Source organism: Peribacillus loiseleuriae, assembly GCF_001183985.1.
Lineage (GTDB): Bacteria > Bacillota > Bacilli > Bacillales > DSM-1321 > Peribacillus > Peribacillus loiseleuriae.
Map to the genome: position 1 here is coordinate 3,299,888 of NZ_LFZW01000001.1, position 21,008 is coordinate 3,320,895.

Annotated in this window: 14 protein-coding genes; all 14 read right to left on the reverse strand. The window is 38.4% G+C overall.

All coding sequences use genetic code 11. The annotated features are described in order from the left end of the window. Nucleotides 1-247 precede the first annotated feature (247 nt). Nucleotides 248-1,225: a YeiH family protein gene (locus tag AC625_RS15390; RefSeq protein ID WP_245645105.1), complete on the reverse strand. Its 978-nt coding sequence runs from the start codon at nt 1,223-1,225 to the stop codon at nt 248-250. Nucleotides 1,226-1,503: 278 nt separating this feature from the next. Beyond that, the gene (locus AC625_RS15395) at nt 1,504-2,862 is read right to left on the reverse strand and encodes an aminotransferase (RefSeq protein WP_281177247.1); all 1,359 of its coding nucleotides are present in this window, start codon (nt 2,860-2,862) and stop codon (nt 1,504-1,506) included. Nucleotides 2,863-2,917: 55 nt separating this feature from the next. Then, on the reverse strand, nt 2,918-4,051 hold the full coding sequence (gene ald, locus AC625_RS15400; protein ID WP_049682079.1) for an alanine dehydrogenase: 1,134 nt from the start codon (nt 4,049-4,051) through the stop codon (nt 2,918-2,920). A 204-nt stretch (nt 4,052-4,255) separates the two neighbouring features. Beyond that, nucleotides 4,256-6,019 (reverse strand): sulfoacetaldehyde acetyltransferase, encoded by a 1,764-nt coding sequence (gene xsc / locus AC625_RS15405; protein WP_049682080.1) that lies wholly within the window; start codon nt 6,017-6,019, stop codon nt 4,256-4,258. A gap of 154 nt (nt 6,020-6,173) precedes the next feature. After that, nucleotides 6,174-7,505 carry an MFS transporter gene (locus AC625_RS15410; RefSeq protein WP_245645019.1) on the reverse strand — a complete coding sequence of 444 codons (1,332 nt, stop codon included), beginning with the start codon at nt 7,503-7,505 and terminating at the stop codon, nt 6,174-6,176. A gap of 165 nt (nt 7,506-7,670) precedes the next feature. Continuing rightward, on the reverse strand, nt 7,671-7,826 hold the full coding sequence (locus AC625_RS28630) for a hypothetical protein (RefSeq protein WP_156187557.1): 156 nt from the start codon (nt 7,824-7,826) through the stop codon (nt 7,671-7,673). A gap of 350 nt (nt 7,827-8,176) precedes the next feature. Next, nucleotides 8,177-9,382, reverse strand: a complete 1,206-nt coding sequence (locus tag AC625_RS15415) for an iron-containing alcohol dehydrogenase (protein WP_049682081.1) — start codon at nt 9,380-9,382, stop codon at nt 8,177-8,179. 603 nt (nt 9,383-9,985) lie between these two features. Continuing rightward, nucleotides 9,986-11,398, reverse strand: a complete 1,413-nt coding sequence (locus AC625_RS15420) for an amino acid permease (RefSeq protein ID WP_049682082.1) — start codon at nt 11,396-11,398, stop codon at nt 9,986-9,988. 1,017 nt (nt 11,399-12,415) lie between these two features. Continuing rightward, nucleotides 12,416-12,853 (reverse strand): BrxA/BrxB family bacilliredoxin, encoded by a 438-nt coding sequence (locus tag AC625_RS15425; RefSeq protein WP_049682083.1) that lies wholly within the window; start codon nt 12,851-12,853, stop codon nt 12,416-12,418. Between the two features lie 1,273 nt (nt 12,854-14,126). Further along, nucleotides 14,127-15,074, reverse strand: a complete 948-nt coding sequence (gene manA / locus AC625_RS15430; RefSeq protein ID WP_049682084.1) for a mannose-6-phosphate isomerase, class I — start codon at nt 15,072-15,074, stop codon at nt 14,127-14,129. Nucleotides 15,075-16,098: 1,024 nt separating this feature from the next. Beyond that, entirely contained in the window at nt 16,099-17,373 is a 1,275-nt protein-coding gene (locus tag AC625_RS15435; protein WP_049682085.1) for a dihydrolipoamide acetyltransferase family protein, read from the reverse strand. A gap of 29 nt (nt 17,374-17,402) precedes the next feature. Then, on the reverse strand, nt 17,403-18,386 hold the full coding sequence (locus AC625_RS15440) for an alpha-ketoacid dehydrogenase subunit beta (RefSeq protein WP_049682086.1): 984 nt from the start codon (nt 18,384-18,386) through the stop codon (nt 17,403-17,405). A 12-nt stretch (nt 18,387-18,398) separates the two neighbouring features. After that, entirely contained in the window at nt 18,399-19,391 is a 993-nt protein-coding gene (locus tag AC625_RS15445) for a thiamine pyrophosphate-dependent dehydrogenase E1 component subunit alpha (protein ID WP_049682087.1), read from the reverse strand. Between the two features lie 190 nt (nt 19,392-19,581). After that, on the reverse strand, nt 19,582-21,003 hold the full coding sequence (gene lpdA, locus AC625_RS15450; protein WP_049682088.1) for a dihydrolipoyl dehydrogenase: 1,422 nt from the start codon (nt 21,001-21,003) through the stop codon (nt 19,582-19,584). Nucleotides 21,004-21,008: the final 5 nt, after the last annotated feature.

The following is a 21,008-nucleotide window of genomic DNA, read 5'->3' on the forward strand; positions in this document are numbered from 1 at the left end:
AGTAATATTCAAACAAACTGTTTTTTAACAATCAAGCATTCCTTAATTGGGCGGCGTTCACAAATTCTTAAGTTTATTACTCCCTTTTTCTACTATTAAGTATAGCATTACGTTTTATCTAACAAAGATAGGGCAATCACCACGAAAAGTCTGTGCTTCAATCAGTAATTTCTATAAGAAATTTATTTAATAGGCAACTAAGAAGGAACCCTTGCTCCACTTTAAAAGAACTCCTATTTACTCTTCTTTAGATAAGTAAGTACGTGATTACAGAAAGGAGCAATGAGGTAATGGTCATTGCCAAAAGAGGACGCATGGCTTTTGTACGAAGTGCCTGAAAACTAACATTAAGACCGAGTCCAATCATAGCCATTGTCAAAATAAAGGTCGTCGTATTAGAAACACCTGCCATTACCATTTGAGAAACCGGGATATGCTTGCCTAGCACATAACTGCCAATTAAGCTCATGATAATAAATCCAATGAGGAACCATGGGAAAGCAATTTTTGCATCTAGACCTGTTTTTTCCGACGAGCGTCTTTTCATCCAATACATAAATATGAAGCATAATGGGATTAGTAAGAAGACGCGTCCAAGTTTAGCCAGTAACGCAATAGCAAGTGCATCCTCACCCGCTGGAGCACCTGCCAACGCGACATGAGCGATTTCATGAAGGCTGACTCCCGACCATATGCCATAATCTACAGCGGTCATTGGAAGGATCGGGCGTAGTAGGGTATAAATAATGGAAAAAAGTGTCCCCATTAAAGCGATGATCCCCACTCCGATGGCGGTATCTTCTTCCTTTGCTTTCACAATAGGAGATATCGCCGCGATAGCAGCTGCACCGCACACCCCGGTTCCTACAGCGAGAAGAAGGGAAATTGAAGCATCTGCTTTTAACCATTTTGCAATCAGAACCATTACTATAATAGCAAAAACCACTGTGCCTATGTCACGAATCAACAAAGGCAAGCCTTGATTAAAAATTACGTCAATGTTTAATTTCAGTCCATATAAAATGATGGCAAAACGGAGAAGCTTTTTAGCTGAAAATTCGATACCCGGACGGAATTTCTCCGGATACCCTGCGATTTGTCGATACATCACCGCAATAATAATAGAGCATGCAAGCGGCCCTATTCGGTCAAATCCTGTAATTTTCGACAGCCCGAAACCTAAGAGCGCGATAAAAAATGTAAAGGCAATACCACTCACCCACATAAGTAATCTTGATTTCTTTTCTTGAACAGGTAATTTTGAATTTTCGACTTTGGAAACCTCACTCGTTTCCTCAAGAGGTTTATATTTTTCTAATTCCATTTGCCATTCTCCCCCCTTGCTACATCCTAGTATTAACACTAGCTGGATCAGCTTTGAAATAAAAAACGGGCATGGTTGTCAAAATACCCAGACTACTCATGCCCATTTATTTTAATCGTGAACAATTGGGATATTTAATCGACTCAACCGGATTAACAATAATCTCTCGTTCTTATTTATTAGCACAGTTCATGCAATACAGCCTTTACAGTTTCTATAACAAAGTGCAAATCTTCAACTGTGGAAGAGAGTGGGGGAGCAATGATTAATACATTCCCATAGCCAGGAACTGTATCACCATTTCGACCAATAATCAGACCCTTTTCTTTACAAGCCCCGATAACACTTCCCATAAACTCGTCAGAAACAGGTGTTTTTGATTTTTTATCCTCCACTAATTCAATTCCATATAAAAACCCAATTCCACGCACTTCTCCAACTTTATTAAGCGCTGTTAATTCATAGAGTTCACTTAAGGTAGATTCACTAAGTTCAGATACCCGTTTGACAATCTCTTCATTTTCGATTATTTCAATATTCTTCAGGGCAACTGCACATGATGCAGGATGACCTCCGTAAGTTGAAACATGTCTAAAATGATTTAATTTTCCGTTCTCCTTAAAATTTTCGTAAATCTTCGAGTTTACAGCCGTTGCTCCCAACGGTAGATAACCACTTGTTAATCCTTTCGCCATTGTTACAATGTCAGGTTGAACCCCTTCAGAGTGCATAAATCCAAACATTTTCCCTGTTCTGCCAAAACCTGAAACCACTTCATCTACTATCAAAAGAACATCATGCTTCTTACAAATTTCTGCTACTCTTGTCAGGTATTCCTTGGAAGGGATCAGTACTCCCCCTCCGGAAATGAATGGTTCAAGAATAACGCCTGCTACCGTTTCTGAACCTTCAAAATTAATAACCTGGTCTATATATTCTGCTGCTAACAAATCAGAATTCTCAACATTTTCTCCAAATGGGCTTCGATAACTATAAGGTGGTGGCACATGGAGAAAGCCCGGAACGGCTGGATCATACTTTACTCTTCGATTTGCCTGAGCGGTTGCGCTTAGGGCAGCAAAAGTATTCCCATGATAAGCACGATATCTGGAAATAAATTTATATTTTCCCGGGTTGCCATTTTGAGAATGGTATTGCCGAGCAATCTTAAAAGCCGTTTCATTCGCTTCAGATCCACTGTTTGAGAAAAAAGTCGTATAGGATCCTTTTAGAAGTTCACTTATTTTAGAAGATAGTTCAATAGCAGGTTTATGGCTTAAGGTAAGTGGGAAATATGATAAATTCATCATTTGTTCATAAGCTGCTTGAGCAATTTCTTGTCTGCCATGCCCTAGATTCAAGCACCATAATCCAGATACTCCATCCAAATATTGATCACCTTTTGTATCGGTAAACCAAGAGCCTTTCCCTTCCGCAGCAATCATAGGACTTGCTTTTTCATTATACCGATGCATCGCATGCCATAAATGATCTTTATCCATTTGGACGAGGTCTTTCGTTTCAGTTTCTACTTTCAATATAGAGCCCTCCTTATATTTAGTGGGATACATGGCATAAAAACCATGTCGGTTTCTACAGCGTAATAGGAACTTTGACTAAAATAGATTCAAGTGAGTGGTAATCATGACCATGAGCAATGGCCACTGCTTCATATGTTACCTTTCCATTGACAACATTAAATCCTTTAGCTAAGGCTTTATTATGAAGGGCAGCTTGCTTGTAACCTTTCGTTGCAATTTCTACTCCATAAGGTACGGTTGCATTCGTTAAGGCGATCGTAGAAGTACGAGAAACAGCACCTGGCATGTTAGCAACTGCATAATGGACAACACCATGCTTTACATATGTTGGATTATTATGTGTCGTAATTCGATCAATGGTTTCAATCGAACCCCCTTGGTCAACAGCTACATCAACAATAACGGAGCCCGTCTGCATGTCTTTGACCATATCTTCCGTTACTAGACGTGGGGCACGTGCTCCCGGAATAAGAACAGCACCTACAAGCAAATCGGCTTTTTGCACCGCTTGGGCTATGTTAAAGCTGTTGGACACCAATGTTTTTAATCGCCCTTGAAATTGGTCATCCAATTGACGGAGACGATTAGCATTAATATCAATCAAGGTGACACTTGCCCCTAATCCTAGTGCCATCTTAGCTGCATTCGTACCAACAATCCCACCGCCAATAATCACAACCTCAGCGGGAGATACACCCGGCACACCACCCATTAAGATCCCTTTACCCCCCTTTGGTTTTTCTAAAAATTGTGCACCAATCTGAATGGACATACGTCCCGCTACTTCGCTCATCGGTGTCAACAATGGTAGGGATCCATTTTCTAATTGAATGGTTTCATAAGCAATCGCTACTACATTATGATCTATTAGGGCTTGCGTTAATTCTGGCTCTGCCGCTAAATGGAGATACGTATAGAGAATTAATCCATCACGAAAAAATTGATATTCCGCTGCTAGAGGTTCTTTGACTTTAATGATCATATCAGCTAACCAAGTTTGCTTTGCTGATTCTACAATTTTAGCTCCTGATTGGATATACTCTTGATCTGAAAATCCACTGTTTAATCCGGCACCTTTTTCAATCCAAATCTCATGCCCACTATTTTTGAACGTGGTTACACCTGCAGGAGTCATACCTACGCGATTCTCACTATCTTTAATTTCTTTCGGAACACCTATAATCATCTCTATCACTCTTTTCTATTTTAATAGAAGATAAATTTCGGAATGTTCTGCTCATACATAACCAGGTGAATCAAACATTTTCATAACGTCTCACAAAAATCCAATCTCATGCCCTCTATCTTGATTGTCTATATTAGACTCAATCACTCAAACTGAATGTATGAAGAGATCGAGCCTAATTAGTTAGGACTTTCTCTTTAACAATTATTTATCCCAATTTTTATGATCTAAGTGCGAGTATTTAGCTAATAATCGAGTAGGCATTTTTAACGCATCTTTCCTAAACGGAGGCGCTAATTGTGTACCATCAACCTGAATATCAATGACAGTAGGTTTATTTAATTTTATCGCTTCTTCTATGACGGGTCCTAATTCTTCAGGTGTTTCCACTCTAATTCCGACCGCACCCATAGAACGGGCCACTTCAGCAAAATCAGGATTTTGGATATCTGCCCCGACAAAACGGTTATTATAGAAATCTACCTGGTTCTTCTTCTCTGCACACCATGCATTATTATTAAAGACGCAAGCAATGACAGGAATATTTTCTTCAACTGCTGTACTTACTTCATGTAAACTCATGCCCCATGCTCCATCTCCAACGATGGCGATAACAGGAGCATTTGGCTCTGCTAATTTGGCACCAAGAGCCGATGGATAGGCAAAACCAGTGTTCCCAAAAGTAAGGGCAGCGATATGTCTACGGCTTCGATTGAACTTTAAGTAAGCGTTTGCAGTAGATGATACATTACCTATGTCAGTTGTAACGATCGCGTTCTCAGGTAATACTTTTGTTAATTCTAATAGCGCACGACGGGGATTAATTGGTGTGCCATCTATCATAGCAAGATCTACTAGTTCTTGTTCCCATTTTTGTTTTTCATGAGTAATTTCTCCTAAACGCAGTTTTTCTTGTTTAGGGTTAGGTTTAATATCTTTTAACCGCTTCATGATTTCTCGACTAGCTTCGCGGGCATCACCGATAATACCAACTTCCACTGGATGAGTTCTGGCAATTTGTCTTGGATTGATATCAATTTGAATAATTTGTGCATCTTTAGGGAAATAATCTATGTCATAGCACGGTAATGTACCAAATACGGATAATCTTGTACCAACCGCTAAAATAACATCGGCTTGCTTTAACGTATTCATAGCAGCTTTTGATCCCATATATCCGATCGGCCCGACCGCTAACGGATGATCAGCTGGGAATGCATCATTATGCATATAGGATACAGCCACAGGAGCTGTTAAATGTTCTGCGATGTTCCTAATTTCTTCAATTCCATCCGAATCAACTGTACCTCTACCAGAAATAATGACAGGATACTCAGCATTAGCTAAAATTTCCGCTGCTCGGTCTAAGGATTCAGATGAACCACATCCTCGTGAATCAACTCGATATTGATGAGGTTTGAGAATTTGATCCTCCACTTCACCATAGAAGTAATCACGCGGTATATCGAATAAAACAGGACCTCTTTCAGCATAAGCAATTCGAAAAGCAGTTCGTAGACAATCGGCTACTCGGCCTGGATGAGTCACTCTCACTGTTTCTTTCGTGATGGCTTTGAAAACGGAAACCTGATCACATTCTTGAAATCCATCCCACCCGACAGTAGGTGTTCCTGCAGAAGGAGAGATTACGACCATAGGAGTATGAGCCTGATTGGCCGCTGCTACTGATGTCACCATATTGGTCATTCCAGGTCCGTTTTGGCCGATCACAACTCCAGCAACGCCCGAAACCCGGCAATAGGCATCTTCCATATGCGCGGCACTTTGTTCATGACGAACTCCAATAAAACGAATACCAGCTGTTGGCAATAAATCAAGCATATCCATAAAAGCAGAACCTAAAATTCCGGAAATATGTTTGACCCCTTCTGCGACTAATGTCTCAACAATTGCTTCACTTGGTGTCATTTTTACCTTCGTTCCTCTTAACGTTTTTGTTTCGGCCATTGAACATTCTCCTAACTCGATTTATTTCTGATAATGACGTTAGAACGTCCGTACCAGTTATGATTTTTATATTACTACCTCTCTCTAAAATAGTCAACAAATAATTTGAAAATTTATATTATTAAATAAATTAAAATGTCCAGTACCCTGAAAACTATGCCTTTCTTGTATTTATTTCTGATTTTATATTTTGATTTTGGGTTACTTTAACTTTTTTCTTACCGATCCACCAGACTGAAATTGCACTTACTACACCGGCAAATAGAACATATATAGTGAGTAAGACAGGAGAGCCATTATTATAACCCAACAATGCTGTAGCAATGATTGGCGTTAGTCCACTTGCAAAAATTCCTGAAAATTGATAAACAAAAGACATTCCAGTATACCTAACCGGCGCATCAAATAACTCTGCAAATAAAGCAGCTTCAGGACCATAGATTGAAGCATAAAAGATTCCAAAAGGGATGATGATTGACAACCAGATCAAAAGAATGTTACCACCACTGTTCGACATTATCCAAAAAGCAGGAAGCGCTGAAAACCCTGTTACTAGACTACCAATCAAATAGGTGCGAGTTCTTCCGACACGGTCAGATACATGGCCGAATAGAGGAATGAAAAAGCACATAACAAACGCTGCTGCAGAAACGCCAAGTAAAGCATCTGTGCGTGACAAATCAAGGGAGCTTGTTAAATAGGTGATAGAAAACACACCCATGACATTAAAGAAAACACCGTCTATAAAACGTGCGCCCATTCCAGCTAGGACATTACCAGTATTATTTTTCCACATGTCCTTTATAGGCATATTTGATTCTTTATTTCGTTCTTTAATTTTTTGAAACTCCGGTGATTCCGAAACATTTAGGCGAATCCATAAACCTAGGAATATCAATATGGCACTTAGTCCGAAGGCAATACGCCATCCCCATGCCATGAACTGGCTATCAGATAACGTGGAAGAAAGAAGTCCTACTACACCTGATGAAAGCAAAAGACCAATCGACAGTCCAATTTGTGGAAAGCTTGCATATAAACCTCTTTTTTTATGGGGAGCATGCTCAAAGGTCATTAATACAGCTCCACCCCATTCACCACCAAGCCCAATCCCTTGCAGGATACGCAAAAAAAGCAAACAGATAGGAGCCCAAATGCCAATTTGGTTATAAGTGGGGATAACAGCAATTAATACCGTACTTCCGCCCATAATACTTAAGGTCAATATCAACATGCTTTTTCGACCAATTTTGTCGCCGAAATGGCCAAATATAATCCCACCTATTGGACGAGCCACAAATCCTACTGCGAAGGTGATATAGGCTAACAAGGTAGATACAATCGGGTCCTCAGCAGGAAAGTATAGTTTATTAAATACAATTCCAGCCACTACACCGTATAAAAAGAAATCATACCATTCGATCGTAGAGCCAATGAGACTAGCACCTACCGCACGTGAGAGCATATTTCCCTTTACTTTTTTCAATATTTTCCCTCCCTGACATCGTGATTTAATCAAATAAGAGATTAGAATTTCAACAATATATGAACACTATATTTGTAAGCGGTTCTAATTACAATTTTGATATATCCTAAGATGGAGAAGGGCCAACCAGGTGGTTGACCTCCTATCCAGAAATATAACGTTTATTTACCAGTTTCTAAAATTCATATTGGCATATTTGGGAACTACTTCAGCTTTCCCCTTCACGCGTATGCAACCATCTCCCATGTGAGCTGCATTTAGTTCATGCTTGACAGGGATGCATTTAATTGTTGCAGTGGGGATAAGATCGAGCATTTTCATAAAAGCGGAACATGAAATCTAAAATTCCATAAATTTGATTGATCCCTCTACATACAAAACCTGTATGGCGTTAAAACGCCACCATTTTCCATGAAGGATTAATCCTGTAGCACGCTACACCCACCTAATCACAATGGTGCGGAGCCGGATGTCGGGATGTTTTCCAATAAAATAAGTATACCTTCTAAGTAGATTGGCCAAATTAATAAGTTGCGAAGCCCCGTCCCCATGTCCTTCATACAAAATTTCAACAATTGCTTCACTTCGTTGATGTCATTTTAATCGTTTGTAGTACCATTACCAATTTATTCGTTTAATTCCTCCTTCTAATTTTCTCTTTTGGGATTCGTTTATTTATTAATAACTTCTGGATCAGTTTGCGAATCAGTTTTAGATAGTTTTTCAGCTAATAAGTAATAAATCACCTGAATGTCATGCTCAGTTGGAACTTTCCTATTAGTGGCGATGCCATTACCTGATAACGAGTCAATAACCAAAGTTGGAATTTCATCAATTAACTGTTGGGAATCCATATATTTAAGTCCGTCTTGCCATATTCCAAACCGTTCATTAAAGTCTTCAAGGGTTCTAATTACGTATAATGCCCGATCATTTTTGCCCAAAGAAGGGTTTGCACCTAAAGCCATTGCTATTTCTGCAAACTGTTCCCTGCAGGAATCTAGACTGAATCTCATGACAAAAGGCATGAGTAAAGCTACACTTAGACCATGAGGGATGTGAAAACGAGCACCTAACGCTCTTCCAGTTGCATGTGCTAAATTTGTGGATGCATTCGAAAAAGCGATACCTGCATAACAGCTGGCCAATATCATATCTCTTCTTGATTCAATATCAGCGCCATTTTCATAAACTTTTGGGAGTGCATTACCCACTTTTTTAATCGCCTCAAGGGAAAATAGATTGGTCATTATTGACGCTTTGTTCGATAAAAATCCTTCAATAGCATGGGACAAAGCATCAAGCCCTGTGTAAACCGTAAAACTGGGTGGAAGACTTAAAGTTAATTCTGGGTCTAGAATTGCCACATCTGGGACAAGGTTGGGATGACTAGGATTCATTTTTATATTTGTGTCAAGATTGGTAATCACCATAACTTTTGTCACTTCTGAACCAGTTCCTGATGTTGTAGGCACGGCAAACAATGGCAGTCGATCTAACTTTTGATATTGCGTTATGGTATCCCATTCCATATCCTTATTTTTACCGAAAACAGACAATGCTTTTGCCAAATCAATAGCACTACCACCCCCTATCCCAATGACACAGTCACCCTGAAAGGCATTTAATTGAAATAGGGCATCATCCACATTTTTTGTTGTTGGTTCTCCTGAAAAGTCTGTGAACACCTTGCTTTCCAAACCGCTATTCATCAAGATCTTTTTTACTTTTTGATGAAGGTTTATAGGAGATTTAGCTAAGAAAGAATCCATGAGTATAAATATTTTTCTACCACCTTTTGAAGCTACGATTTTATCCAAATTATTAATGGCACCATTTTCAATCAAAATATTCCGTGGCAAATCAAGTACAGCCATTTTACTCCCCCATTTCTTATTTCTTTTGGATGAAAGTCACCTAGTGTTTTATCCATCTCAAAAGTTTAGGATTTATATCACTATTGATTTACTTATGCAAAAACCACACAAAAGTTTGAATACAAATAATGTCTAAATATTGTTTCTTTACTCAACTTTTGCACATAGAAAATCTTAATGAGCCCTTGATATAACTCGGTAGAAACTCAAATCCGTTGTCGAGCCTATTTTTATCCTTGTTGTCTTAAATTTCTAACAAGTCCTCTTACGCTTGTGTAATATTAAAGAACCTTATTACATCCGAGCAGTAAAATTGGTCTGACGACTACAAATAAATGAAAAGTTTAAGTGTATGGCTCCCCTCTTATGAAACACGTACACCCTCAAATGATTGGCGTAAAAACTCCTTTTTTCATTCCAGTTTTTATTTTGTAAAACAGACCTATGGCATGCTGTGTTTTTTTGATTGTCTTGTACAGTATTAATTGTGATGAAGTAGTGTGTCTGAAGGAGTTAGTTCAATGAAGTAGTAAGATTGGCGATCGTGAAGGCTTCTTAGTTTTACCTATTTTACATTTCGAATCGTGTAGCAATCTAATTCAATTAGAACTTCTCAGAATTTGGAGGATTAGAAACCAAATTTATTTCTTTCTCTATATATTTTTCTTTTTTTCGTCGAATGACAAAATAAGAAAAAATAACGATAGCGCCAAATAGCATTGTGAAAATAAACTGTGGACGTTGTGAATCAATAAAAGCCATTAATAGTAAAACGGAAAGCATAGCGATGATGGTTGCATACGTTAAATATGGAAAGAACCACATCTTAATTTTGAAAATTTCGGGATTCTCTTTTTCCATTCTTTTTCTTAAGCGCAGATGAGAAATCGCAATAGCTAAATAGACAAGAATTCCAATCCCGCCAGAAGAATTGACTAAAAAGAAAAATATTTTGTCAGGAGAAGTATAACTAAAAATTGTGCTGATAAAGGCAACTGATGTACTCGCTATTACAGCAAAAACAGGGACCCCGTTCTTGCTTACCTTTGAGATCAGTCTGGGAGCATCGCCCTTTTGTGCAAGAGAAAATAGCATACGGGAGCTTGTGTAAAGTCCTGAATTCAGACAGGAAAGCAACGCCGTCAATACAACTATATTCATGATCAGAGCAGCATAAGGAATTCCTAGTATTTCAAGAACAGCAACAAATGGACTTTTTAGCAAGGATGCTGAATTCCAGGGTAAAAGAGTCACGACTACAGCGATTGAACCGATATAAAAAATGAGAATTCGCCACACCACACTATTTAATGCACCTCTTACGGACTTCACTGGATCGCTAGTCTCTCCAGCCGCAATGGCGGGAATCTCAACTCCCACGAAAGCATGAAAAACAATCGCTATACCAACAAGCACTGAACCTATCCCATTAGGTATAAAACCGCCGATGTTCATAAGATTAGTAGCACCTGGCGACTCAATAGTTGGTATTACCCCTAGAATCACTGCTACTCCTAGGCTTAAAAAGACAATAATACTACCTATTTTAATAATAGAAAACCAATACTCAAATTCACCAAATGATTTAACGGAAAAAATATTTGTAAGTGTTAATAGAATAATTAATGTAAGGCTTATTAACCAGACTGGAACCGAAGGAAGCCACTCGTGTATGATTGCTGCTCCTGCTGTTGCTTCAAGTGCAATGACAATCACCCAAAAAAACCAATATAACCAACCTGTCGCAAAGCCTGCCCACTCACCAATCCCTTCTCTTGCATATACAGCAAAGGATCCCGTATTGGGGTTTACTGTAGCCATTTCCCCAAGCATCCTCATCACTAAAACAACAATTAAGCCTGCAAATGCGTAAGACAAAATAGCTCCGGGACCAGTTTGGCTAATGATAATACCACTTCCTACGAATAAACCAGCACCAATGACTCCACTCAAAGATATCATTGTTAAATGTCTTTGTTTAAGTCCAGGTTTTAATTCTTCCTGTTGATGTTCCAAACTTCCACCAACTTTCAGTATTTTTTGGAATTACCGTTAAGTAAGCGTTTACATTAATTAGGCACTTAAGCTCACATCGCATTACATAATCATTAATTTTATATTTATTTACTTACTTTTGAAACCATAACTATTTCTAACAATCATTCCATTTTTCTTATTGCCTTTCATGCTTAGTATTCGATCAATATTTTTCGAGTACACAATGACAGATCATATCCATCTTATTGCTTTTTAATGAATTGCATCGATTATCAAGAAATATAGTACGACGCATAGAGCTCTCTTTACCTTATGTTGTCCTATTTCCTCCTCCACTTGAGTTTATTTTGAACATCTGAGCAAAATTAAGATCGTTACGTCATGATGTTAGTACCACTTTCTAAGTATATTACACTCTCATTTTTTTAAAGTCAATAATATTTTTAGAAAATTTAGGTAATTATTCAGTTCTAGTGTGTCACAATCTCTTCCAACATCATGACTCTATTATTCAACCCTGGCTCGTCCAATTTACTTTGGTAAACTACATGTATTAGGGTAAAAACTAAATCTTGTAGTTTATATTCTGAAGCCCCTCCCTGCTTCTCTAAATTAAATGGATTGGATACTCCATTCATTTCCTTTATAAGTGCTTTGCCAATGAGGGTGCTAGTAGACTTGTAGAGAAGATTAAATTAAATGTGACCTAAAGAGGGGTTGTCCATTTTAATGAAACAAAATTTTAATGAAGAATTTAGAACTAACCATTGATCAATTTTTTTCGGAAAATTACCCCGATACAACAATAGATGATATGTTGGTTACTCTAAATGATTGAAATCAGAAGCAGGGCCTACGAACTGTTGCAACATCGGTCTGACGCAAACTGAAACTTCAACAAAGATCTAACAAATCCTTTGCAATCCGACAAACATAAAAACCTTGAGGGATAGGCTGCCTTCTCTTACCAAAATTCATTTACAAATACACTAGCTTTCAAAAAAAGACCCGATAAACGAGTCTTTTCATAAAATATTAAACTTCTTCACAATATTGATCAAAGTAGCCTTGCAGCTTATTTACGACAGACATTGGATCATGCCCTTCAATTTCATGACGTTCTACCATTGTAAGGAATTCCCCGTCTTTCAATAGAGCAAAGGAAGGAGATGATGGTGGATAGCCTTCAAAATAATCACGTGCTTTTTCCGTTGCTGCTTTATCTTGTCCGGCGAAAACAGTAACTAGATGGTCAGGACGTTTGTCAAAATGAACTGAATGAGCAGCTGCCGGTCTTGCAATTCCGCCTGCACATCCGCAGACTGAATTAATCATGACTAGCGTCGTGCCCTTTTTGGTAAACGCCTCTTCCACCTCTTCAGGTGATTTTAGTTCTGTATATCCAGCAGCCTTGATTTCACTACGTGCCTGGCTGACAACATCATTCATAAAAAAATTAAAATCCATGCTCATATTTCATTCCCCTTCCATTATTCATCTTCTCTTCCATCATAACAAGTGCAAGGTAGTGTTTCAATCTTTTTACCTACTCAGAACAAAAGACTAGCATGAGACGGGCAAGCAAAGCTTTGGAGAAGGTCTTCGTTAGGGGTTCGAGTGTATATCAAAACTTTATAAAAAAGTGGTTTCAAGCTGTTTCAGACGGGAAAACGTACAAGTAATCTAGAATCATCCCTTACTCCCTGTTTAGATAGCAGATCTCCGCTATCCGTTTTTTTATTGTGAGAAATGAGATTCTCTTCCTAAAAAAGCTTGAAATGCAGCCTGAACTGTTTGTTACCGTTTTATCACCAGCGATAACTTAGCTTGTTTTTATTTTTTGATTCCCATAAAAACAACAGTCGAAGCTGATCATTCATTAATGTTTCTTACCATTCCTTCGCTTGTGACCTCCGTCTTTCCTGAAATACGCCTAATGTTTTCGTGAGTTCTTCAAATTGCTGAATCATATTCCACAATTCTGGAGTCCCCCTCCATCAGTTATGGAAAAGCACATACCAAAGGCCATAACGAAAACGCTCTCTTGATTTTGAATACTGTTTCTTATTATAAATAAGTTAAGAAAGCTGTCTCCCTTCGATAATAACCCAAAACCGTAATATTCTAACATATCTAACTTAAGAAAAGAATAAGTTTGTCTAAGAATCATAAGTTATGATACCGCTGTAAGATAAAACTATAGAATAGTGTTTATCCTTTTCTTTATGAGTAATAATAAATATCCACCTTGTTGCACTAGTAATTTATAACCTTTAATGAAATCGAATATTCATAATTAAACAGACCAATCACTGATAGATTAGTAAAGTTAGTTAACTAATCTGTTAGATTTATTCATACGTATCACCTATAACGTCCTTTCCCGCTAAACAAGGACATGAAAAAAAGGTAAAAAATGAAGACGCTGTTGCTTAAAAAACTAAGTTATGCGTTGACGAAAACAAATAAATTAAGGTTTAATATTTTGCGTTAATTTTTGAAAAAGAAAACGCCATCCACGCAATAATAAAGAACACCTTGAAAGGCATTAAGCCAATCAAGGTGTTCTTTATTATTTTGAAAGCTGAACACTGGTATAGCCGCTATCCGAAAGGTGTTATTGTTTCTCCTAAAGAAATTACCTCTCAGAACTAGCATTGATAATATTAGTCGATATTTAGATTACCGCCTTGTTGATTTAGATTGTACATGCTCACAAAGAAATCAACAAAGGATTATGTGCACCTTACGGATGAGAAATAATCATTTCCGCTGACCCTTTTATGTGGAATTCCCCCAAGCCATTTGGTAAGATAAAATGACTCCCCTTTTCGAATGAATAGCTACCTTCTTCTGTCATGATTACACCCGTTCCACTTATAACGCTGCCTATTAAAAAGGGTTTATCTTGTGTAAAAGTAGCTACCCTCTCAATATCCCATTTGTAGACTGAGAAATACTCACTCTGAACGAATGTTGTAATTGTGCCGCCACCGATTTCTTCTGTAGTAGGTATGACAGAAATATCACTATGTGGGATAGTTGTGACATCAATTGACTTATTAATATGTAAGTCTCTCTTGTTACCTTGTTTGTCAACACGCTCATAGTCATATACACGGTATGTTGTGTCTGAGCTTTGTTGCGTCTCTAAGATAAGAACGCCTGAGCATAATGCATGGATTGTGCCACTTGGTACATAGAAGAAATCACCTGGTTTTACTTTCACACGACGCAGTAGGCTATCCCATTCTCCGTTATTAATCAACTCAACAAACTGCTCTGTTGAAGTCGCTCTATGCCCAAAGATTATTTCAGCATTTTCTTCACAGTTAATTACATACCAACATTCCGTTTTACCTAGTTCTCCATTTTCATTTTTTTTTGCATATTCATCATGAGGATGCACTTGAACAGAAAGGTCATTATTTGCATCTAAAATTTTTGTTAGTAATGGAAATACTTCACTCTTGACATTCCCGAATAATTCTGAATTATCTGACCAAAGTTTACTAAGTGACTTGCCTCTATATGGTCCATTATTTACTATGCTTTGACCATTAGGATGTGCAGAGACAGCCCAGCACTCTCCAGTCAAATCAGATTCGATATCATATTGAAATTCTGTTTCAAGCTTTTTTCCACCCCAAATTCTTTCTTGAAAAACTGGAAGCAAAAAAATAGCAGTTTTCATGTACAATCTCCTTCTTCCATTTGTTCTTCCCATTAACGATATGTTTCAGCAAGTTAATAGTCAACAATCCTAGGGATAGTGATAAGCTTTTTCCATCTAATCTAAAATTTATCCATATTTTCTAGGTGGGTGGATTTTTTAGATTATGACTTGTTCAAAGTGGAGAGCAAAAATATGCCGAACAGATTAACTCAATGAAATTTCGAATAATTGAACGTATATTATCAATGCGGTGAGTAGTGAAGAATCGAGTCAACTTAGTGATGTGAAAGCCAACTTTTCGTGATTTTTGGAAGCTAAAAATAGATTATATTTCTTACTTTTGTAAGGGGAGTAATGCTCGCTAATTTGGATGAGCAAAGATTAGGTATGGGGCAAAGTTAGAAAACGAGAGCTGCTTTAGAAAAGTCATTAGCCTAGTTGTCAAATAGAAAGGATAAGTTATCTATCGAGGAGCTATTCTACACATTTCTGTAGATAGTTGAGGTTATATCTTTCGGGTTTTGAAGCATATTTTCAAAATTCACGATATATCGAAAAATACTTCAGACGTACTTTTAATAGGCATTTACTAAAAAGAGCGTTACACCTAAGACACGATTAAAACTCAGAGTACATAGAAAAATTTTCAAAATACCTATTTTTAGTTTTTTAAAAGGATGTTAGTGAACTATGTTGATATTTGATCAAAACAGAAAAAGAACACTTGTTTCTATTTTTTTTGTGATAACGTTATGATAATTGATTACAGGGATTAAAAGACTGAATCCCGCAGAACAACATCATAAATGGGGCTGCTTCGGAACCTACCTCATGGGAACGCGCTCTTAGGTCATTGGCGATGAAGATGGTGAATGTCACTCCATTCATCTCATTAAATTGGCCTTTGCCTTATTGGAAAAAAGCGATTAAAATGGCCGATAACAAAGATGTATTCAAAATCCTTTTCGCCCTTAATTAGAAATCAGATGCTTATAAATGGAAAAAAAGTCGGTTCAAGAATTCCTTGAACCGACTTTTTTCATTAATAAATTTGTGTATTTTCCGGTGTCATCGTTTCAATAATTTCTTTCACCCGTGCAAGGAATTTGCCGCAAACGAGACCATCGAGGATACGATGATCCATTGATAAACAAAGGTTAACCATATCTCGAACGGCAATCATTCCATCAATAATAACAGGACGTTTAACGATTGATTCAACCTGAAGGATCGCAGCCTGCGGATAGTTGATAATACCCATTGACTGAATTGAACCAAATGATCCAGTATTATTGACTGTGAACGTACCATCTTGCATTTCATCTGATTTAATCGTACCTGTTCTAACTTTTTGAGCAAGCTCTGTAATTTCCCGGGCAATGCCTTTGATTGTTTTTTCATCAGCATGTTTAATAACGGGTACGAATAGAGCCTTATCTGTCGCAACAGCTATGGAGATATTAATATCTTTTTTCTGAATAATTTTATCTCCTGCCCACATTGAGTTGATTTCAGGGAATTCCTTTAAGCTTTGCGCTACCGCTTTTACGAAAAATGCGAAGTACGTTAAATTATAACCTTCTGTTTGCTTAAACTTTTGCTTTATTGAATCACGATAGCGAACTAGATTTGTTGCGTCCACTTCGACCATCATCCAAGCGTGCGGTGCCTCGTGCTTACTTTTTTGCATATTTGCCGCAATAGCTTTTCTGACACCTGTGACAGGAATTTCAATGTCTCCTGCAATCGGTTGAACTGCTTTTACTTGCGTCGTTTTAGGCTGCTCTTGCATGAAATCTGCCGCAGGAGCTGTCACCTGATTGGAAGCTGATTTTACTTTAGGGATATTACCTGATTCAATCAGCTTTAATAGGTCTTTCCTCGTAATACGACCTTCTTTTCCAGTTCCTTTAACTTGCTGCAAATCAATGCCATTTTCTTGTGATATTTTTAAAACAGCTGGAGAATATCGGGCTTTTGAAATACTAACATCAGTAGCCACTACTTGTGTTATGCCCTCATTTTTAACACCACTATGGATGTTTTCATTTGCTCGTGATTCGTCTGTTTCGCTACCTTCAACTTCTATTGAACAGATTACTTCACCAACCGCTAATGTTTCATCTTCAGCAGCCTTTAATTCTTTAATCACACCTGTAAAAGAAGATGGGATTTCCGCGTTCACTTTATCAGTCATCACTTCGGCAATAGCCTCATATTTGCTTACAGTATCACCTGGCTTAACTAGCCATTTACTGATTGTGCCTTCTGTCACACTTTCACCCAGCTGGGGCATTTTCATTTGCTCAATTGTCATATAGTCTTTACCCTCCTTACTGATGTCATTTAATATTCAGCAAGCTCTCTCATTGCTTTTTCTACTTTATCCGGATTGACCATAAAATATTTTTCCATCGTTGGAGCATATGGCATCGCTGGAGTATCTGGACCTGCGAGTCGCATAATCGGTGCATCAAGGTCAAATAAACAGTTTTCTGCAATAATGGCGCTAACTTCACTTATGATGCTTCCTTCTTTCGTGTCCTCAGTAATGAGCAGAACTTTACCTGTTTTAGCAGCAGCTTCTATAATGGCTTCTTTATCTAACGGATAAACAGTTCGTAAGTCCAGTACGTGTACTGAGATTCCATCACTTGCTAATTTTTCAGCAGCTTGAAGGGCAAAATGAACGCAAAGTCCGTATGTAATCACTGTAATATCTTCACCTTGCCGTTTCACATCTGCTTTTCCGATTGGCAATACATAGTCATCATCAGGGACTTCTCCCTTGATAAGACGGTACGCACGTTTATGTTCGAAGAAAAGAACTGGGTCATTATCCCTGATTGCTGCTTTTAATAAACCTTTCACATCATAAGGCGTCGATGGCATGACAATTTTTAATCCAGGCTGATTAGCAAATATGGCCTCCACAGATTGTGAATGATAAAGTGCTCCGTGAACACCGCCGCCATAAGGGGCACGGATAACGATTGGACAATCCCAATCATTATTAGAACGATAGCGAATTTTTGCCGCTTCGGAAATAATTTGATTGACTGCAGGCAAAATGAAATCAGCAAACTGCATTTCAGCAATCGGTCGCATTCCGTACATAGCCGCACCGATTCCAACACCTGCTATAGCCGATTCAGCAAGTGGAGTATCGATCACTCGTTCTTCACCAAATTGATCATATAAACCATTTGTTGCTTTAAATACGCCGCCTTTTTTCCCAACATCTTCTCCCAGGACGAATACGCGTGAATCACGCTCCATCTCTTCACGTATTGCTGTTGTAACAGCATCAATATATGAAATTACCGGCATCCCATTTCCCCCTTACTTTTCGTATACGTAGTCTAGTGTACTTTCTGCTTTTGCATATGGTGCATGTTCCGCATAATCAGTTGCTTCGTTGATCGTTTTCATAATATCATCGTTCATTTGCTTCTCAAGTTCGTCATTTAATAGGCCGATTTCCTTTAAATAAGCCCCAAACGTGATGATTGCATCTTTCGTTTTGGCCTGGGCCACTTCATCTGAAGTACGGTAACTGCTATCATCATCGTCACTTGAATGGGGAGTTAACCGATATGAAACTGCCTCAACAAGGGTAGGTCCTTCTCCTCTATGGCATCGATCGGCTGCTTCTTTAACGACACGATATACCGCTAATGGATCATTTCCGTCGACAGTAACCCCTGGCATTCCATAGCCAATAGCACGATCTGAGACATTTTCGCAAGCGAGCTGCTTTTCGATTGGTACAGAAATGGCATACTTATTATTTTCACACATGAAAATAACCGGAAGTTTATGTACACCTGCGAAGTTCGCTCCTTCATGGAAATCACCTTGATTGGAAGAACCTTCGCCAAAGGTTGTAAACGTAACGAAATCTTTGCCTTCCATCTTACCAGCTAAAGCAATTCCAACAGCATGTGGAACTTGGGTTGTAACTGGTGATGAACCAGTTACAATTCGATTTTTCTTCTGTCCGAAATGCCCTGGCATTTGTCGGCCGGCCGAGTTTGGATCTTCTGCCTTAGCAAAGGCAGATAACATTAAATCTTTTGCTGTCATTCCGAACGTTAGTACCACACCAACATCTCGATAATAGGGCAAAATATAATCATTTTCACGATCGAGAGCAAATGCTGCACCAACCTGGGCTGCTTCCTGTCCTTGACATGATACAACAAAAGGAATTTTACCTGAACGATTTAGAAGCCACATTCGCTCATCAATACGCCGTGATAACAACATCACCTTATACATTTCAAGTACCTTTTCATCACTAAGCCCTAACTCTTTATGACGATTTTCAATCATTATTTTACCTCCTTATTAGAAAAGCGATAGCGCCTTGAGTACCCTAAAGGTTAGTACAGGACAAGCAGATCGAATGGGTAGTGGTCACCTTTCCCATCGAATTGTTTGGCTTGTAACCTCGAGGGGTGTGGCTACTTTAGCTAGACATTAAAACTCATATTTTAAAGATTTATTTTATTTTATCAAATCATTATAAGTGAAGGGCTAAGCCGTCTACAGCTAAAGCCGCTTCGCCAATCGCCTCTGATAAAGTAGGATGTGGATGAATCGTTTTCGCGACTTCCCAAGGTGTCGCATCAAGAACACGAGCCAATCCAGCTTCAGTGATCATATCTGTTACATGTGGTCCAATCATATGCACACCGAGAATATCATTCGTTGCTTTGTCTGCAATAATTTTGACAAATCCATCAGATTCTCCATAGACAAGTGCTTTTCCAATTGCTTTAAAAGGAAATTTGCCAATTTTAATTTCGAATCCTTTTTCCTTTGCATCTGTTTCTGTATAGCCGACACTAGCAGCCTCTGGACTTGAATAGATACACTTGGATATAAGGGAATAGTCAATCGGCGCTGGATTTTCCCCCTTAATATGTTCTACAGCCGTTATTCCCTCATGACTAGCTACATGGGCAAGCTGCAAACCGCCAATACAATCACCAATGGCATAAATATGCGATTCTTTTGTTTGATAGTATGAATTCGTTTTAATGAAGCCTTTATCCACGCTAATTTCCGTATTCTCTATTCCAATCCCTTCAACATTTGCCGCTCTACCTACGGACACTAGGATTTTTTCAGCCAAAAATTCCTTTGTTTCACCATTGATTTCTGCAGAAATGGATACTGTCTCTGATTTACTGAACGTTTCCGGTAATACTTTTGCTCCTGTAATGATCTTTACACCTTTTTTCATTAACAGGCGCTGCATTTCTTTAGAAACTTCATAATCTTCAGTTGGGATAATTCGATCAGCATATTCAATCACTGTAACATCAGCACCGAAATCGCGAAGCATTGAAGCCCATTCAATTCCAATCACTCCTCCACCAACAATAATGATAGATTGAGGGACTTGTTCAAGTTGAAGGGCTTCATCAGAAGTAAGAATAAATTCCCCGTCGATTTCAAGACCTGAAAGCGTTCTAGGTCTTGAACCAGTTGCGATTATCACGTTTTTCGGAAGCAGCATCTCGTTCTCAGAACCATCATTCATTTCTACAGAAATCGTTCCTGGTATAGGTGAAAAAATAGAAGGGCCAAGAATACGACCGATTCCTTCATAGATATCAATTTTTCCTTGTTTCATTAAATGCTGGACACCACGATATAACTGATCGACTATTTTGTTTTTTCGTTCTTGCACTTTCAAGAAGTCTAGTTCCACTTCACCTGTCATTATTCCGAATTCTTCACTTTTTTTCGCGACTGTAAATACTTCAGCGCTTCGTAATAATGCCTTAGAAGGAATACATCCTTTGTGAAGGCAGGTACCGCCAAGCTTTCCCTTTTCAACAATAGCCGTTTTTAAGCCTAGCTGTGCTGCACGAATTGCTGCGACGTAACCTCCTGTGCCGCCTCCTAGGATGACGAGATCATAATCTTTGGACATAATAG

Coding starts and splice junctions, on each gene's coding strand:
- lpdA (WP_049682088.1), bottom strand. CDS start 21,003: ATGTCCAAAGATTATGATCTCGTCATCCTAGGAGGCGGCACAGGAGGT.
- AC625_RS15425 (WP_049682083.1), bottom strand. CDS start 12,853: ATGAGCATGGATTTTAATTTTTTTATGAATGATGTTGTCAGCCAGGCA.
- AC625_RS28630 (WP_156187557.1), bottom strand. CDS start 7,826: ATGAAAATGCTCGATCTTATCCCCACTGCAACAATTAAATGCATCCCT.
- xsc (WP_049682080.1), bottom strand. CDS start 6,019: ATGGCCGAAACAAAAACGTTAAGAGGAACGAAGGTAAAAATGACACCA.
- ald (WP_049682079.1), bottom strand. CDS start 4,051: ATGATTATAGGTGTTCCGAAAGAAATTAAAGATAGTGAGAATCGCGTA.
- AC625_RS15445 (WP_049682087.1), bottom strand. CDS start 19,391: ATGATTGAAAATCGTCATAAAGAGTTAGGGCTTAGTGATGAAAAGGTA.
- AC625_RS15435 (WP_049682085.1), bottom strand. CDS start 17,373: ATGACAATTGAGCAAATGAAAATGCCCCAGCTGGGTGAAAGTGTGACA.
- manA (WP_049682084.1), bottom strand. CDS start 15,074: ATGAAAACTGCTATTTTTTTGCTTCCAGTTTTTCAAGAAAGAATTTGG.
- AC625_RS15440 (WP_049682086.1), bottom strand. CDS start 18,386: ATGCCGGTAATTTCATATATTGATGCTGTTACAACAGCAATACGTGAA.
- AC625_RS15390 (WP_245645105.1), bottom strand. CDS start 1,225: ATGTGGGTGAGTGGTATTGCCTTTACATTTTTTATCGCGCTCTTAGGT.
- AC625_RS15415 (WP_049682081.1), bottom strand. CDS start 9,382: ATGGCTGTACTTGATTTGCCACGGAATATTTTGATTGAAAATGGTGCC.